We start from the raw sequence: 16,276 nt of genomic DNA, 5'->3' as shown, positions 1-16,276 counted from the left end.
CATCCCGGATCAGGTCTGCCATGCGAATTTCCGCTCTCCTGCTGCTGTTTTGCTCCCTGCTCTTTTCCGCCCTGCCGGCCCGGGCCGTGGTGGTCATCGCCGCCGAGATCCCGCCTTATGTGATCCGCTCCAATCAGGGGGCCCCGAGCGGCATGGTCATCGAGGTGCTGGAAGAGGCCGCCCGCCGCCTCAAGGAGCCGCTCACCATCGAGCTGATGCCGCTGGCCCGCGCCCTCAGCCAGACCCGCCACCGCCAGGACGTACTGCTGGTGCCGCCGGTGCGCAGCCCCCAGCGCGAGCCGCAGTTCCTGTGGATTGCGCCGCTGCTGGACGAGGCCTTCGTGCTGGTCAGCCATCGCCAATATCACCCGACCCCCCTCACCATCAACGCCCTGCCCGGCCTCACCGTCGGCGTGATGCGCGGCTCCTTCGGCCAGAGCCTGCTGCGACCCTATCCGCAGGTGAAACAGGCGCTGGTGGCCGAGGAGATCCACAACGCCGACAAGCTGGCACTCGGCCGCATCCAGGGCTGGGCGGTGGCCTGGAACAGCGCCCGCTACAACCAGCAGCAGGCCGGCCTGCCGCTGGCGGATCTGGTGCGCGGCGAAACCCTGCAACACTCTCCCCTGTACCTGGCTGCCAGTCCCCATTTTCCAACCACCGAGGCAACCCGCTGGTACCAGACCATCACCGCCATGCGCGACGACGGCAGCCTGGCGCGCATCATCAAGCAGTACGATTACCAGGCGCCCTGACAAGCTTGTCAGGAGAATTGCCAAAGCAGTTCAGAATGGTTATGGTATCCCCATGAAAGCGCTCATGATTTTGTCAAGTCTGCTCACACCCCGTTGAGCCCCCGCCCTCGCCCCTGACAGCGAGTCGTTGGGGGCATCGCATTCCCGATCTGTTTTTTCGTATCGCACACTCTTTTTTCGGCCAGCTTGCCCGTCATCCTGGCCATCAGACCCATTGATAAGGAATATCTTATGAAACAGCCACATCTCGTGATTTCCAGCCTGGATCTCGATCGCATCGAGCAGCTGCTCGGCAACCATCCCCAGCACCTGGCCCTGCAGGAGGAGCTGGATCGCGCCGAGATCCGCGAACCGGCCGACATGCCGCCGGACGTGGTGACCATGAACAGCACGGTGCGCTTCAAGATGCAGAGCAGCGGCAACGAATTCTGCCTGACCCTGGTCTACCCGCGGGACGTACAGGGAGACGAGTCGAAGATCTCCGTGCTGGCACCGGTCGGCAGCGCCCTGCTCGGGCTCAAGGTGGGTGACAGCATCGCCTGGCCAGGCCCGGCCGGTCGCACCATCCAGGTGGAGATCCTCGAGGTGGTCTACCAGCCGGAGCGTGCCGGCGAGCTGCACCGCTAGCCACCCCGGGCACGCGCCAGCCTGCATGACGGCGCCGGGCGTGCCCCTGCAGCTGATCCCGATCAAGCTTTGCCGCAGAAGTGGCGCCGATCCTGCCCTCCGGTCCCGCTTTCACTTGAGCCGGGACGAGGGGGCAGGTATCTTGTTGGCCGCGCCAGCACCCTGGCCGCAGATTTCAGGCTGACATCATGATTAAGATTGCCCTCATCGACGATCACCAGATCGTCCGCTCCGGTTTTGCCCAACTGCTCAATCTCGAACCCGACCTGCGGGTGGTGGCCGAATTCGGCTCCGCCGCCGAGGCGCTGGCGGGTCTGCCCGGCAGCGGGGTACAGCTGTGCGTGTGCGACATCTCCATGCCGGATCAATCCGGGCTGGATCTGCTCAAGCGCCTCCCCTCGGGGCTGGCCGTGGTGATGCTGTCGGTGCACGACAGCCCGGCCCTCATCGAGCAAGCCCTGCAGGCCGGTGCCAAGGGGTTCCTCTCCAAGCGCTGCAGCCCGGACGAGCTGATCGCCGCGGTGCGCACCGCCGCCCATGGCGGCTGTTACCTCACCCCGGACATAGCCCAAAAGCTCGCCTGCAACAGCCAGGATCCGCTCACCAACCGTGAGCGGGAGGTGGCGCAGCTGCTGGCGCGGGGACTGGAGGTGAAGGCCATCGCCGAGCAGCTCGGCCTCTCCCCCAAGACTGTGCACGTGCACCGCGCCAACCTGATGGACAAGCTCAAGGTCAGCAACAACGTGGAGCTGGCCCACCGCATGCTGGACAGCTGGTGATCGCTCGTCTGGCCAGCTATGTCGCCATCTCGCTGGCGGCCTGCTTCATCTTTGCCGCCGGCTGGTTTTGCCTGTGGAGCATTGGCCTGCATCTGGCGGGCTCCCCCATGCTGGCAGCCCTGCTGTTTCCCTTCGGCCTGCGGCTGGGGCTGCTCTTGCAAAGCCCGCTCGCCTACTGGCCACCGCTGCTGCTGTGCGAATCCCTGCTGCTCTACTGGCTCAACCAGGAGGTGGGGCTGCCGCTGTGGCCGCTCATTCAGGCGGGCAGCCTGCTCACCCTGCTGCCGCTGCTCATCGCCCGCCGCCAGCCGGTGCGCAACGACTGGCAGCAGCTGCTGGTGCTGCTGGCCACCGTCACGGTGGCCGCCGGGCTGCAATCCCTGCTCTGGCACCTGGCCGGCGAGGATGGCCTCACCGCCCTGCTGCTCACCCTCACCGGCGGGTTGACCCTCACCTCCACCTGCATGCTGATCTGGCACTACCTCACCCGCGCTACCTGGGTGCCGCTCGGCCCTGCGCTGGTGGATCAACCGGTGGACTGGCGCTTTCGCCACCTGGTCTGGTATCTGCTGCTGTTCGTGCTGAGCCTCTGGCTGCAGCTCGGCCTGCCGGACTCGCTGGTGCGCTTCACCCCGTTTTGTCTGGCCATTCCCATCATCGCCATGGCCTGGCGCTACGGCTGGCAAGGGGCCCTGCTCGCCACCCTGATGAACACGGTGGCGCTGATGGCCGGCCAGGCCTGGCACGATCATCCGCTCGATCTGCTGCTCTCCCTGCTGGCCCAGAGCCTCACCGGCCTGCTGCTCGGCGCCGGCATCCAGCGCCAGCGCGAACTCAACCAGGCGCTGACCCGCCAGCTCGCTCACAACCGCCAGCTCACCGAGCGGCTGCTGGAGACCGAAGAGAGCATCCGCAAGGAGGTGGCGCGCGAGCTGCACGACGACATCGGCCAGACCATCACCGCCATCCGCACCCAAGCCGGCATAGCGCGCCGCCTCGCCCCTGACAACGCCGGGGTGGGCCAGAGCAGCGCCCTCATCGAAACCCTGTCGCTTGGCATCTACGACGCGGTGCGCGGCCTGCTCGGCCGGCTGCGCCCCCGCCAGCTCGACGACATGAGCCTGGAGCAGGCGGTGCGCGCCCTGCTGCGCGAGCTTGAGCTGGAACGCCGCGGCATCGTCACCCGGCTGGAGTGGCAGCTGGCGGACGCCGGCCTCTCCGATGCCCAGCGGGTCACCCTGTTTCGGGTCTGTCAGGAGGGGCTCAACAACGTGGTCAAACACGCCAACGCCAGCTCGGTCACCATCCGGGCCCAGCGTCAGGGGGAGCGTTTGACCCTTCAGCTAGAAGACGATGGCTGCGGCCTGCCCGAGCACCGCACGCCCCAGGGCTACGGCCTGCTCGGCATTCGCGAGCGGGTGCAGGCGCTGGGGGGCTCACTGCAACTCTCCTGCGTACACGGCACCCAGCTGACCGTGACCCTGCCCGATCGCAAGCGGGAGGAAAACCATGAATAAGCCAACTCTCCGACCGGGAGCGCTTCCATGCTGAGCTTTATGCGCAGTGCGCCGCCCCAGCCCCTCATCCGCGATCAGGCCGAGATCGACGCCTGTTATCGCCACTGGCGGCTGCACATACTGCTGACCATGTACCTGGGCTATGCGGTCTTCTACTTCACCCGCAAGAGCTTCAACTTCGCCATGCCGGACATGCTGGCAAGCGGCATGCTGGCCAAGGCCGACATCGGCATGCTGTGGACCCTGTTCTACATCACCTACGGCTGCTCCAAGTTCTTCTCCGGCATCATCAGCGACCGCGCCAACCCGCGCTACTTCATGGGCCTCGGCCTGATGGCGACCGGGGTCATCAATATCCTGTTCGGGCTCTCGTCGTCGCTGTGGCTGTTTGCCGCCCTCTGGGTGGCCAACGCCTTCTTCCAGGGCTGGGGCTGGCCCCCCTGCTCCAAGCTGCTCACCAGCTGGTATTCGCGCAGCGAACGCGGCTTCTGGTGGTCGGCCTGGAACACGGCCCACAACGTGGGCGGGGCTCTCATCCCCCTCATCGTCAGCACCCTCGCCCTGCAGCACGGCTGGCGCTACGGCATGATAGTGCCCGGCCTCATCGCCATCCTTGCCGGGCTGTTTCTCTGCTGGCGGCTGCGGGATACCCCGAGCGCCATGGGGCTGCCCACGGTGGGCGAGTGGCGCAGCGATGCGCTGGAGCTGGCCCAGCAGACTCAGGATGCGGGGCTATCCCATCGCCAGATCCTGCGCAAGTACGTGCTCGGCAACCCCTACATCTGGCTGCTGGCCTGCTGCTACGTGCTGGTCTACGTGGTGCGCACCGCCATCAACGACTGGGGCAACCTCTACATGACCGAGCAGCGCGGCTTCAATCTGATGAGCGCCAACTCGGCCATCTCCATGTTCGAGGTGGGGGGCTTTATCGGTGCCCTGGTGGCGGGCTGGGGATCGGACAAGCTGTTCAACGGCAACCGCGGGCCCATGAACCTCATCTTCGCGGTGGGGATATTGCTCTCGGTGGGGTCGCTGTGGCTGATGCCCTTCTTCAGTTACGTGATGCAGGCGGCCTGCTTCTTCACCATCGGCTTCTTCGTGTTCGGCCCCCAGATGCTGATCGGCATGGCGGCGGCAGAGTGCTCCCACAAGAACTCGGCGGGGGCCGCCACCGGCTTCGTCGGCCTGTTCGCCTACATGGGGGCGGCGCTGTCGGGCTATCCGCTGGCCAAGGTGATGGAGATCTGGCACTGGCAGGGCTTCTTCGTGGTCATCTCGGTGGCGGCCGGCGTCTCCGCCCTGTTGCTGCTCCCCTTCCTCAAGGCACAGGCCCCCCGCCCTCGCGAGGCGGCCTGACTCACCCCGGCCAGCAGACCCGTCTCTTGATTTGATCGCGGCGCAGTCGGTCTACGCCTGCCACCCATACCTCGCCCCCCCTTTACCACTCATGTGAAGCTGATTGTGGGCGCACGCCAGCCGGCTGAGCAGCAATTGGCACCGCTGACGGCGGGTCCCCTTGTAACAAAATGTGCTGAATACATTTTGGGCTTGAACCCGCCCCATTAGATAGATATGTTGTTTTCGTGTGATTTTATGAGTGTCGCCACGGGGAAAATGCGCCACTAACCTATTGAGTCATCTGGCACAATCGGCATTTGGTACATTTTTCACTCAACTGGTGGCGAATAGAATCCCATATGGGGCTTTCGCCTCAATCAAGACAATAATCCTGTCTTGCCCTGTTGCCGGATGCAGCAGTCTCTTGTGCCACGGAGTCGCACGGGATCAGGTTCAAGGCTGAACACACTTTTGACAGAGACGTCACTTATGATCAAAAAACTCATTCTCTCTACCCTGCTGCTGTGCGGGCTGGCCAACGCGGCCCCCAGTTCCACCCTGGATGCCGTGCTGGAGCGCGGCGTGCTGCGGGTCGGTTTCGACGCCGGCTATCAACCCTTCGAGATGACCAACAAGCAGGGCCAGTACATCGGCTTTGACGTGGATCTGGCCAAGATGGTCGCCAAGGAGATGGGCGTGAAGGTGGAGTTCGTCAACACCGCCTGGGATGGCATCATCCCCGCGCTCTTGACCGACAAGTTCGACGTCATCATGGGCGGCATGACCGTCACTCCCCAGCGCAACCTGCGCGTCAACTTCGCCGACCCCTACATCGTGGTCGGGCAGACCATCGTCCTTCGCAAGGACAAGGCTGGCGAGATCAAGTCCTTCACCGACCTCAACGACCCCAAGTACAAAATTGCGGTCAAGCTCGGCACCACCGGCGAGCAGGCGGTCAAGCGTCTGATCCCCAAAGCCACCCTGCTGCAGTTTGAAACCCAGGATGACGCCAAGCTGGAAGTGATCAACGGCAAGGTCGACGCCTTCGTCTACGACCTGCCCTACAACGCCATCTTCGCCACCCAGAACAAGGGCGCCGTGGTGCATCTGGACAAGCCGTTCACCTTCGAGCCGCTGGCCTGGGCCATCCGCAAAGGCGATCAGGACACCCTCAACTGGTTCAACAACTACCTGCGCCAGATCAAGGGCGACGGCAGCTACGACCGCCTCTACAAGAAGTGGTTCGAATCCACCGCCTGGCTTGATCAGCTCAAGTAACCTCGCAAGGGGCGGCCCGCCGCCCCTTCACGCAGATCCCCAAACAATAACTACAACGAGGTTGCGACAGTGCACAACCCAACAAGACAGATGGAAAAACAACCCAATCAACTGCTCTGGCACGGCGTCTTCCTGCTGATCGTGCTGGCCGCCCTGTTCGGCATCTACAAGGCCGTGCAATCGGTGGATTACACCTGGCGCTGGGAGCGGATCCCCCAATACATCGCCTACCAGGCGGAGCAGAAAAATTACGCCGAGTTCGACGGCACCGTGGTCGCCGGCACCACAGAGGCCGACAAGGGCAAGCTGTTCCTGCAAAACGATCTCGATCCCAACCAGCGCCAACCCATCGCCGCCAGCGGCGGCCAGGTGGCGCAAGGGGACACCGTCTTTCGCGGCGACACCCTCGACACCCAGCTGAGCTGGACCGCCGGCCCCATCGCCTGGGGCGTCTGGATGACCATCAAGCTCTCGCTGGTGGCGGGCATCTTTGCCATCCTGCTCGGCACCCTGGCGGGGCTGGCACGGCTCTCCCCCAATCCGGCCCTGCGCAACCTGGCAATCACCTATGTGGAGCTCATCCGCGGCACCCCGCTGCTGGTGCAGATCTTCATTGTCTACTTCTTCATCGGCACCGTGCTGAACCTCGACCGGTTCACCGCCGGGGTGGCAGCACTGGCGGTCTTCACCGGCGCCTACGTGGCGGAAATCGTCCGTGCCGGCATCAGCTCCATCCACAAGGGGCAGATGGAAGCGGGTCGCAGCCTTGGCATGACCTCGGCCCAGACCATGCGCTACGTGATCCTGCCGCAAGCTTTCAAGCGGGTACTGCCACCGCTGGCGGGCCAGTTCATCAACCTGATCAAGGACTCCTCGCTGGTCTCGGTCATCTCCATCACCGATCTCACCAAGGCGGGACGGGAGGTGGTCAGCTCCACCTTCAGCCCGTTCGAGGTGTGGTTCACCGTGGCCCTGCTCTATCTGGTGCTGACCGGCACTCTCTCCTTCCTTGTACGCCGTCTGGAGGTGAAATATGCGCGCAGCAACTGATCCGATTATCAAAGCAAGCTCAGTGGAGAAGTTCTACGGCAGCGAGGTGCACGCCCTGAAAAACGTCAGCACCCAGGTAGCCGAAGGGGAAGTGGTGGTCATCGTCGGCCCAAGCGGCTCTGGCAAATCCACCTTCCTGCGCACCCTCAACCAGCTGGAGACCATCAACGACGGCAATATCGTGGTGGATGGCATCAGCCTGACCGAGCCCGGCGACGTCAACAAGCTGCGAGAAGAGGTGGGCATGGTGTTCCAGTCCTTCAACCTCTTCCCCCATCTGAGCGTGCTGGACAACATCTGCCTCGCGCCGCAAAAGGTGCGCGGGCTGTCGCGCAAGGATGCCGAGGACAGAGCCAAGGCCCTGCTGCTCAAGGTGGGGCTCTCCAACAAGGCCCAGAGCTACCCCTCCCAACTCTCCGGCGGCCAGCAGCAGCGGGTGGCCATCGCCCGGGCGCTCGCCATGCAGCCGCGCATCATGTTGTTTGACGAGCCCACCAGCGCACTCGACCCCGAAATGGTGGGCGAGGTGCTGGACGTGATGAAGGGGCTGGCCCGCGAGGGGATGACCATGGTGGTGGTCACCCACGAGATGGGTTTTGCCCGGGAAGTGGCGGATCGGGTGCTGTTCATGGAGAGCGGCGAACTGCTGGTGGACGAGAAGCCGGCGGATTTCTTCGACAATCCCCCCTCCCCGCGCCTGCGCCAGTTCCTGAGCCAGGTGCTCTAAGGGATAACGCACAAAAAGAAAGAGGGAGCCCATGGCTCCCTCTTTACGTTGATACCCTGCCAACTGCGTCTATTTTGTCGCTTTGCGCTTTGCTTCATCCAGCATAGTTTGCAGTGCCGGCATATTGCGCTCGGCCAGGGATTTACCCACCAGCGAGCTCTCCTGAAAGATGGCGGGCATGGTATCCAGGGATTTCTTCCCGACCGGGCTCTGATAGAAGGCGATCAGCTCCTTGAGCTCGGCTTCGGTGAAATGCTTGCGGTAGATGGCGGCCACCTCGGCACTCATGGCCGGCCAGGAGAGATAACGGGCAAACCAGGCCTCCAGTACATCGCGGTGCTGGGCCAACTCCTGTGCATGTTCACCGGCGCCCCGAATGATCAGCGGGATCATCTGTGCCTGCATCTGGGCCTGCAGCTGCTCCGCCTGCTGCTCGCTGTTGAGCAGACTGACCAGCTCCTGAGCGGGATCGGCCCACACTCCGCCACTCCACAACAGGGCGATCACAGCCCCTCTTTTCACCCACTGCATAACTGCCTCATCAACCATTTGAAAACAACAGGTTACATTGAATTTTCAAACAGACCAGTCGCCAGATGGTGGTGAGGGATGAGGGAATGCGGTTGTCATATGGGCAAGATCAGGCTGACTATAAAAGCAACAGAGGGACTCATAGTCCCTCTGTTGCTTGGCCGACACGACGGGAAGGCTGAATCTGACCGGCTCCACCATCAGTTCAGCGTGGGGACTTTCCCAGATAATGCTCCACTATGGTCCGGATCCCGTCCCGCTTCTTGAGTTCGTAGAGATGCTTGTCGAACTGCTCGACAAAGTCCTCCTTGAAGTCGAACTCCCCCTTGCGGCTGTAGCCGAGAAAACCCTGCTCCCGGCTGAGCACGGGCCCCTGCTTGAGCTGGGACATATCGGCCACCGCCAGCTGGTTGCCCTTGATCATGCTGAGCAGCTCATAGAGCAGCGAGAGCCGGTCGTTGACGGTGCAGTCCACCCGGCCGCGCACGATCTTGAGCAGGTTCTCCCGGTTGCTCTTCACCTCCTCCAGCCCGATCTTCTGCTCTTTGATCGCCTGCCAGAAGGGGGCTCCGCCGATGGTAAAACCGGCATTCATGCCAAAGCGCAGGCCATAGTAGTCGGTCGGGAACTGCGCCTGCGGGGTGTTGACGGCCACCCCGGCGCCGCACATCACCACCAGCTCTTCGTCGAGCAATGGCTGGGAGTAGGGCCACATCCAGGGACGACCATCGGGCTGGTAGTAGGGCGGGAAGATGGCGAAGGCGCTGCCCTGCTCCACCATGCTCAGACCCCGTCGCCAGGGCATGGCCTTGATCACCACCTCGTAGCCATCCATGGACGCCGTCACGCTGCGCACTATGTCGGCATAGATCCCCTTGACCTCCTCTCCCTCCTGCCAGGAGTAGGGGGGATAGTTGGCATCGGCCAGGATCTCGACCCGGGTCTTGGCCTGCGCCAGCAGGCAGACCCCCATCAACAAACAACACCACAGCCGCATCATCTGCCACTCCAGAGGTAGAAAGCCTCATCAAGCATAGTCACTGCACCCACCGCTCAGGGGGTCGTCATACCAATTGATGGGCCGCCGCTGGCCACATGCCACATCAAGCTCCGGATGAACACACCCACCGCAGCAAAATGTTAATGAAAGTTTGCATTCATCCTTTATGCTGGAGAGCAATTGCTCTGACTGGATACCCGACATGGATGTGCAACTGCTCCTGCTCTACCTCTCGCCGATCTTTGTGGCCTTTATCGGCTGGGAGATGCTCTACCTGCGCAAGCATGGCGCCGCCTTTCCCAGCGCCGGCTACCAGTGGAGGGATCTCTTCGCCAACGCCACCCTGGCGCTGATGCATCAGGGGGGAGACGCGCTGGCGGCCATCGCCATCGCCTACCTCTACGACGCCCTCTGGGGCTGGCGGCTGCTGGACATAGATCTCAACCTCTGGAGCCTGTTGCTGCTCTTCCTGCTGCAGGATCTCTGCTACTGGCTGTTCCACTTCGCGAGCCACCATGTGCGCTGGCTGTGGGCCTCCCACGTGGTGCACCACAGCTCGGAGCGGCTCAACCTCTCCACCGCCTTTCGCCAGAGCCTGATGTACCCGGTCTCCGGCATGTGGCTGTTCTGGATCCCCATGATCCTCATCGGTTTCCCGCCCGAGGCCGTGGTGGCCACCGTGCTCTTGAGCCTGGGCTTCCAGTTCTTCGTCCACACCCAGGTGGTGGGCAAGCTTGGCTGGCTGGAGTGGATCTTCAACACCCCCTCCCACCACAGGGTGCACCACGCCAGCAACGCCAACTATATCGATCGCAACTTCGCCGGAGTGCTCATCATCTGGGACCGGCTGTTTGGTACCTTCGTGGAAGAAGACCCCGCCGAGCCGTGTCGCTTCGGCATCACCAAGCCCATCCACAGTTTCAATCCGCTCACCCTCACCTTCCACGAGTGGCGCGACATGCTGCAAGAGGCCAGGGGCCTGCCCTGGCGGCAGAAGCTCGCGGTGCTGTTTGGCAAGCCGGCCGGCACCGCCAGCCGCTGAGCACGCACTGCAAGCAATCAGCAGACAAAAAGAGAGCGCCCCCTTGGGCGCTCTCTTGCATTGCCGGTCACAACCCGGTCAAACGTGGGCAAAGGACCAGACGGCGGGAATGAGGCTCAGCAGCGTCACCCCGGCCAGCAGGCGCTCGCGTCCGCTCAGGGGCTGCTCGGCCCCCAGCTGGCGCCGGCTGTAGAGGAACAGCAGCAGACCCGGCCCGTAGAGCAGAAGCGACAGCAGCAGATACTCCACCCCGGCGGCGTAGAGCAGCCAGAGGCCGTAACCGCTCGACACCAGCGCCACTACCCGCATCAGACCATTGCCCTCCCTACGCAAGGAGAGCTTGAGCAGGAACAGGCCGATCAGCAGATAGGGCACCAGGATCATGGAGGTGGAGATGAGCAGCAGGTTGGTGTAACCCTTGCCGAGCAGCCACACCAGCAGCAGGCAGCCCTGCACCGTCAGGCTGGTAAGCCAGAGCGAGGCAATGGGGGTGCCGTTGTGGTTCTGGCGCCGGAAGATGGCCGGGAAGGCGCCATGACGCGCCGCACTGAACGGCACCTCGGCCGAGAACAGGGTCCAGCTCACGTAGGAGGCGAGCACCGAGACGATAAGGCCGGCGCTGATGAGCAGCTTGCCCCAGGAGCCGGTCATCTGGGCCATCAGCCCCGCCATGGAGGGGTTGGGCAGGGCCGCGAGCTCGGGGCGACTCAATATCCCGAGCGCCAGCACCGAGATGAGCACATAGAGCAGCAGCGCCAGCACCACCCCGAGCACGGTGGCCGTGCCCACGTCCCGCCGGTTTCTGGCCCGGGCCGACAGCACCGCCGCCCCTTCGATGCCGGTGAAGACCCAGAGGGTGATCAGCATGGTGTTGCGCACCTGCTCGGAGACCGGCGTCGCCAGGGTGCTGCCCTGCTGATCCGCCGCGAAGGTGACCGGGTCAAACCAGTAGCAGGCAAACAGGATGAACAGCAGCAGCGGCAGGCTCTTGGCTAGGGTTGCCACCAGGTTGAACAGGGCCGCCTGCTGCACGCCGCGGGCCACCAGCAGGTGCACCGCCCAGAGGATGCAGGACTCGCCGATGAAGGCCGCCAAGGTGTTGCCCTCGCCAAACCAGACCCGCTCCGGGGTGTCGACGAAGCTGCCCAGCGCCGCGAAGGCGATCACCAGATAACCCACCACGCCGATGGTGGCGCACAGCCAATAGCCCCAGGCGGAGAAGAAGCCCACCAGATCGCCGAAACCGGCCCGGGCATAGCTGTAGATGCCGCCATCTAGCTCCGGCCTTAAGCGCGACAGATAGAGAAAACTCATGGCGAGCGCCAGGATGCCGACCCCGGTGACGGCCCAGCCGATCAGCACGGCGCGCGCGCCGGCCACCTCGGCCATGTTCTGGGGCAAGCTGAAGATCCCCGCCCCCACCATGGAGCTGAACACCAGTGCAGTGAGGGACCAGAGCCCGATCTTGCTCTCTTTCATGGGCGCTCCTTAACGCAGCCGGCTGGCCAGCGCCTCAATGTGCTCCGGGCCGATGCCGCAGCAGCCGCCGATAAGACTCGCCCCGGCTGCGCGCCAGCGCTCGGCCCAGCCAAGGTAATCCAGCGGCCCCAGATCGGTGCGGATCTCGTCCAGCCCGTCGTTGGCGGTCGCTTCCTTCGGCTGGGGCGGGAAGGCGTTGGCATAGGCGCCGAGCCGAATATCGGTGCGCCCCTGCTCTTGCAAAGCGGCGCCGGCCACCTTGAGCGCCCCTTCGATCACCTCGGGCTGACAGCAGTTGAACAGAATGGCGTCCACCCCGGCATCGGCCAAGGCGGCGACGGCGTCCGCCACCCGCTCGCCAGAGCGCAGGGTCGGCTCGCTGCCCGGCGCCTCGTCTTCCAGGGTGAAGGAGACCCAGAACGGCTTGCCATCCTCGGGCAGCAAGGCCTGGATGGCCAGCGGCTCGGCGATGAGGCTCATGGTCTCCGCCAGCCAGAAATCCACTCGGGGGGAGAGCGCCCGAATAAGCGGGGTCGCCAGCTCGCTCACCCGGCCAGTGTCGAACAGGTCGGCGCGGTAGGAACCAAACAGCGGCGGCAAGGAGCCGGCCACCTGCACGCTACCCGGCTGCTCGTCAGCCACCTCGCGGGCCAGCTGGCCGGCCAGCGCCGCCAACCGCTCCCCCTCCGCCGCAAAGCGCGCCTCACCGATATGAAACGGCACCAGCGCATAGCTGTTGGTGGTGATGACCCGTGCCCCGCTCGCCACATAGGTCCGATGCACCTCGCGCACCGTCTCGGGGGCCTCCATCAGGGCCAGCGCCGACCACTCCGGCTGGCGAAACGGCGCACCCTGCCGTGCCAGCTCCCGCCCCATGCCGCCATCCAGTATCCACAATGTCTGCGTATCCATCTGTCTCGTCTCTTGTTTGTTGTCTTGTTGTCTTGTTGTCTTGTTGTGCGGGTCTGTGCGCTTTATCCGTTGCGTCTGTCCCGGCGGCGCGGCAACCCGTCGTCATCGTCACCCTGAACAAATTAGCCATAAAAACATATAGATGTTTAGATGGCTAAAACAAGATAAAGCAAAGCCCGCCCGACGGCAACCGGCATCACCGCAAAACCACAAAATGCAGCAGGTAGAAAAACAAGAGGCCACCCTAAGGTGGCCTCTTGTGGCAACAGATGAACTGGTGGCTCAACGCCCGGCCAGTACCCGCTTGGTCTGCTTGACCCAGTCGGAAACCCGACCCTGCTGGGGATACCCCTGCCAGATCTGCTCCCACTGGGCAGGGCTGAGCGGGCGGCCCAACCGGCGCTGCACCCCGGCATAGAGGTAGTCGTGGGCCGTGGTACGGGCCTGGGCCGAGGTGAGGAACTTGGCCACCGGGTCGGTCAGGCGCACGTCCCGCATGCCGAGCAGCGGGTAGTCGCTGTGCACCGCCGCCAGCATGGTCTCGCGCATGGCCGACTCGATGTAGCCGCGGGCAAACAGGGCGGTCACCGACTCGAGCGAACCTTGATCCGGGCCGTGATACTCCTCGTCGAACACCGGGCTCGGCTCCGCCACGGCGCTTTGCACCACCGCATCGGGATCCGGTTGCGGCATGACCACGGCAGCCTTGGGAGCGGCCGGCTTGGCGACGGGAGTGGCCTTGCGCGGTGCGCTCTGGCTGCAGGCACCGAGTGCCAGGGCGAGCGCCACACAGGCCAGCGCACGGGAATGAGACTGCATCTTCATGATTGCTAACGAGCTCCTTTTACGATTCCTGAGCGGGCTTGTCGGCCGGCGTGGCCTCTACCCGGGTGACCAGCAGCTGGTCAATCTTGTAGCTGTCGATGTCCACCACTTCAAACTTGTAACCGGCGTATTTGACCGAGTCGGTTCGCTTGGGGATCTTGCGCAGCATGTACATGATGAAGCCGGCGATGGTTTCATAATTCTGGTTTTCCGGGAACTCCTCGATGTCGAAGGCACGCATCACGTCGGAGATGGGGGTGACCCCGTCCACCAGCCAGGAGTTCTCGTCCCGCTGCACGATTTGCTCTTCCACCACGTGGGTGGCCCACTCGCCCATGACGGTACTCATCAGGTCGTTCATGGTGACGATACCCACCACCAGCGCGTACTCGTTCATCACCACCGCAAAGTCGCCGCGATGGTTCTTGAAGTACTCCATCGCCTCATAGAGGTTGAGGGTGTCGGGGATGATGATGACGTTCTGCACCAGGGAGCCGCTGTTGAGATCGATGCTCTGGCCGCTGATGACCCGGATCAGCAGCTCCTTGGAGTCGACGAAGCCCTTGATGCTGTCGAGGTTGTGGTCGCACACCAGGAACTTGTTGTGGGGGTGCTCGGCGATCTTGGCCTTGATGCTCTCCTCCCCCTCTTGCAGGGTGAAGTAGATGAGGCTCTCGCGCGCGGTCATGGCGGAGGTGACGCCGAGGGACTGCAGCTCGAACACGTTCTCGATGAGCTGATGCTCCTCGCGCTGGATGACGCCCGCTTCGGCCCCCGCATCCATCACCGCATAGATGTCGTCGGAGGTGATCTCGTCGTTGCGCACCATGGAGATGCGCAGCAACCGGAACAGGCCGTTGGCCATGCCATTGAACAGCCACACCAGCGGCATCAGCAGGGTGACGCACAGCAGCATGGGGCGCACCACCACCACGGCGATCCGCTCCGGCATGGTCATGGCGAGGCGCTTGGGCATCAGATCGGCGATGAGAATGAACATGCCGGTGACGAACACGAAAGAGGTCGCCGAGCTGATTTCACTCAGCCAGGGCCCCTGATAGAACTCGGAGACCAGCTCCTTGATGGCCGGGTTCAGGGCGGATTCGCCCAGGATACCGCCCAGGATGGCGACGGTATTGAGCCCGATCTGCACCACGGTAAAGAAGTTGCCCGGCTGGGCCTGCAGTGCCAGTACCTTTTCGGCATGGCGGTTGCCCTCATCGGCCATCACCTGCAACTTGATCTTGCGGGAGGCGGCGAGGGAGATCTCGGAGAGAGAGAAGAACACGCTGCCGGCAACCAGCAGCATCAGGAAAAATAAACTATCGGCAAAACTCATGATTAACCTATTGCTACACCCGTCTTAGCACAAGACGGCAAACTGGGTCCGGGAGACCGGACCGTGAGTCGATCCGGGACTCACACAGGGGGCATATTCTAGCAGAAAAGCGCCAGTCGGGTGGCGATATCTTGCACTGACTGAAAAGGCAACAAAAAAGGCGCTCAAAGCGCCTTTTTATTCATTTCAGACTCACCCTTTCCCCAGCAGGGTGCCCAGGTCGTCCGCCTTGGTGTGGCGCACGTCCTTGCCTTTCACGTAGTAGACGATGTATTCGCAGATGTGCTGGCAACGATCGCCGACCCGCTCGATGGCTCGCGCCGCCCACAGCACGTTGAGCACCTGCGGTATGGTGCGCGGATCTTCCATCATGTAGGTCATCAGCTCGCGAATGATGGACTCGTACTCCCGGTCCACCTTGTCATCTTCCTTGTAGACCGCCAGTGCAGCATCGAGATCCATGCGGGCGAAGGCGTCCAGCACGTCGTGCAGCATCTTGATGGTGCGTCGGCCCATGTTCTCCAGCGACACCAACGGCGGTTGCGGCTTGTTGGCGTTGTCGGTCAGCATCCGAGCAATCTTGTCCGCCACGTCGCCGATGCGCTCGAGATCGGTGATGGTCTTGATGATGGCCATCACCAGCCGCAGGTCGGAGGCGGTGGGCTGGCGCTTGGCGATGATACGGGTGCACTCCTCGTCGATCGCCACTTCCATGGCGTTGACGTTATGGTCGTTGGCCACGATCTTGCGGGCCGCGTCCAGATCCTGATCGTGGATCGCCGCGATGGCGTCGGTCAGCTGCTGCTCCACCAGCCCGCCCATCACCAGCACCTGGTTGCGCACGCTCTCGAGCTCGGCATTGAACTGACCGGAGATGTGTTTGTTGAGGTTCATATTGTCCATACCAATAATCCTTGATGCTCCGAGTATGCCTTAGTCGTTGAACTGACGGGTAATCTGTTTGTTGATGCTCATCTTGCTCATCCCCATAACCCTTGTTGCACCAACACGCCCTAGTCGTTGAACTGACCGGTAATCTGTTTGTTGATGCTCATCTTGCTCATCTCCATCGCCAGC

General features: G+C 63.1%; 16 protein-coding genes. 9 read left to right on the top strand and 7 right to left on the bottom strand.

Translation table 11 applies throughout. The features are described from left to right. The first annotated feature begins 20 nt into the window (after positions 1-20). From AB5Y81_RS12680 to AB5Y81_RS12645, 8 genes are all read left to right on the top strand, one after another. Positions 21-755 (top strand): ABC transporter substrate-binding protein, encoded by a 735-nt coding sequence (locus tag AB5Y81_RS12680; protein WP_279484127.1) that lies wholly within the window; start codon positions 21-23, stop codon positions 753-755. A 231-nt stretch (positions 756-986) separates the two neighbouring features. Further along, entirely contained in the window at positions 987-1,382 is a 396-nt protein-coding gene (gene rnk / locus AB5Y81_RS12675; RefSeq protein WP_005302721.1) for a nucleoside diphosphate kinase regulator, read from the top strand. Between the two features lie 188 nt (positions 1,383-1,570). Then, on the top strand, positions 1,571-2,161 hold the full coding sequence (gene uhpA / locus AB5Y81_RS12670; protein ID WP_005302722.1) for a transcriptional regulator UhpA: 591 nt from the start codon (positions 1,571-1,573) through the stop codon (positions 2,159-2,161). After that, positions 2,158-3,678: a signal transduction histidine-protein kinase/phosphatase UhpB gene (uhpB, locus tag AB5Y81_RS12665; RefSeq protein ID WP_010633494.1), complete on the top strand. Its 1,521-nt coding sequence runs from the start codon at positions 2,158-2,160 to the stop codon at positions 3,676-3,678. The genes uhpA and uhpB overlap by 4 nt, the downstream gene beginning before the upstream one ends. 27 nt (positions 3,679-3,705) lie before the next feature. Continuing rightward, positions 3,706-5,034, top strand: coding sequence for an MFS transporter (locus tag AB5Y81_RS12660; RefSeq protein WP_043169673.1), 1,329 nt, complete (start codon positions 3,706-3,708; stop codon positions 5,032-5,034). 471 nt (positions 5,035-5,505) lie between these two features. After that, positions 5,506-6,294, top strand: coding sequence for a transporter substrate-binding domain-containing protein (locus AB5Y81_RS12655; RefSeq protein WP_019838861.1), 789 nt, complete (start codon positions 5,506-5,508; stop codon positions 6,292-6,294). 90 nt (positions 6,295-6,384) lie between these two features. Further along, a complete protein-coding gene (locus AB5Y81_RS12650; RefSeq protein WP_043146828.1) occupies positions 6,385-7,344 on the top strand; it encodes an amino acid ABC transporter permease in 960 nt (319 codons plus the stop codon). Then, positions 7,328-8,071 (top strand): amino acid ABC transporter ATP-binding protein, encoded by a 744-nt coding sequence (locus tag AB5Y81_RS12645; protein WP_017782344.1) that lies wholly within the window; start codon positions 7,328-7,330, stop codon positions 8,069-8,071. The genes AB5Y81_RS12650 and AB5Y81_RS12645 overlap by 17 nt, the downstream gene beginning before the upstream one ends. A 69-nt stretch (positions 8,072-8,140) precedes the next feature. Here AB5Y81_RS12645 and AB5Y81_RS12640 read toward each other — a convergent pair whose 3' ends face one another. Both AB5Y81_RS12640 and AB5Y81_RS12635 read right to left on the bottom strand, forming a co-directional pair. Continuing rightward, entirely contained in the window at positions 8,141-8,578 is a 438-nt protein-coding gene (locus tag AB5Y81_RS12640) for a DUF2059 domain-containing protein (protein ID WP_017765600.1), read from the bottom strand. Between the two features lie 229 nt (positions 8,579-8,807). After that, complete coding sequence (locus AB5Y81_RS12635) at positions 8,808-9,575, bottom strand: ABC transporter substrate-binding protein (protein WP_017765601.1); 768 nt, start codon at positions 9,573-9,575, stop codon at positions 8,808-8,810. Between the two features lie 229 nt (positions 9,576-9,804). Here AB5Y81_RS12635 and AB5Y81_RS12630 point away from each other — a divergent pair, with 229 nt between their 5' ends. Further along, positions 9,805-10,644, top strand: coding sequence for a sterol desaturase family protein (locus AB5Y81_RS12630; protein ID WP_279484126.1), 840 nt, complete (start codon positions 9,805-9,807; stop codon positions 10,642-10,644). A 78-nt stretch (positions 10,645-10,722) separates the two neighbouring features. Here AB5Y81_RS12630 and AB5Y81_RS12625 read toward each other — a convergent pair whose 3' ends face one another. The 5 genes from AB5Y81_RS12625 to phoU all read right to left on the bottom strand — a co-directional run bounded on the left by AB5Y81_RS12625 (position 10,723) and on the right by phoU (position 16,102). After that, positions 10,723-12,123, bottom strand: a complete 1,401-nt coding sequence (locus tag AB5Y81_RS12625) for a basic amino acid/polyamine antiporter (protein WP_279484125.1) — start codon at positions 12,121-12,123, stop codon at positions 10,723-10,725. Positions 12,124-12,132: 9 nt separating this feature from the next. Continuing rightward, complete coding sequence (locus AB5Y81_RS12620; protein ID WP_139397927.1) at positions 12,133-13,035, bottom strand: homocysteine S-methyltransferase family protein; 903 nt, start codon at positions 13,033-13,035, stop codon at positions 12,133-12,135. 282 nt (positions 13,036-13,317) lie between these two features. Beyond that, positions 13,318-13,860 carry a hypothetical protein gene (locus tag AB5Y81_RS12615; protein WP_005302733.1) on the bottom strand — a complete coding sequence of 181 codons (543 nt, stop codon included), beginning with the start codon at positions 13,858-13,860 and terminating at the stop codon, positions 13,318-13,320. A 19-nt stretch (positions 13,861-13,879) separates the two neighbouring features. Continuing rightward, positions 13,880-15,199, bottom strand: a complete 1,320-nt coding sequence (locus tag AB5Y81_RS12610; RefSeq protein ID WP_010633484.1) for a hemolysin family protein — start codon at positions 15,197-15,199, stop codon at positions 13,880-13,882. Positions 15,200-15,391: 192 nt separating this feature from the next. Beyond that, positions 15,392-16,102 carry a phosphate signaling complex protein PhoU gene (gene phoU / locus AB5Y81_RS12605; protein ID WP_005302735.1) on the bottom strand — a complete coding sequence of 237 codons (711 nt, stop codon included), beginning with the start codon at positions 16,100-16,102 and terminating at the stop codon, positions 15,392-15,394. Between the last annotated feature and the right edge of the window lie 174 nt (positions 16,103-16,276).

It is taken from the genome of Aeromonas sp. s2, assembly GCF_040907935.1.
Lineage (GTDB): Bacteria > Pseudomonadota > Gammaproteobacteria > Enterobacterales > Aeromonadaceae > Aeromonas > Aeromonas dhakensis.
The sequence above is the reverse complement of the archived record's forward strand: the minus strand, read 5'-3'. Positions and strand labels throughout refer to the sequence as shown.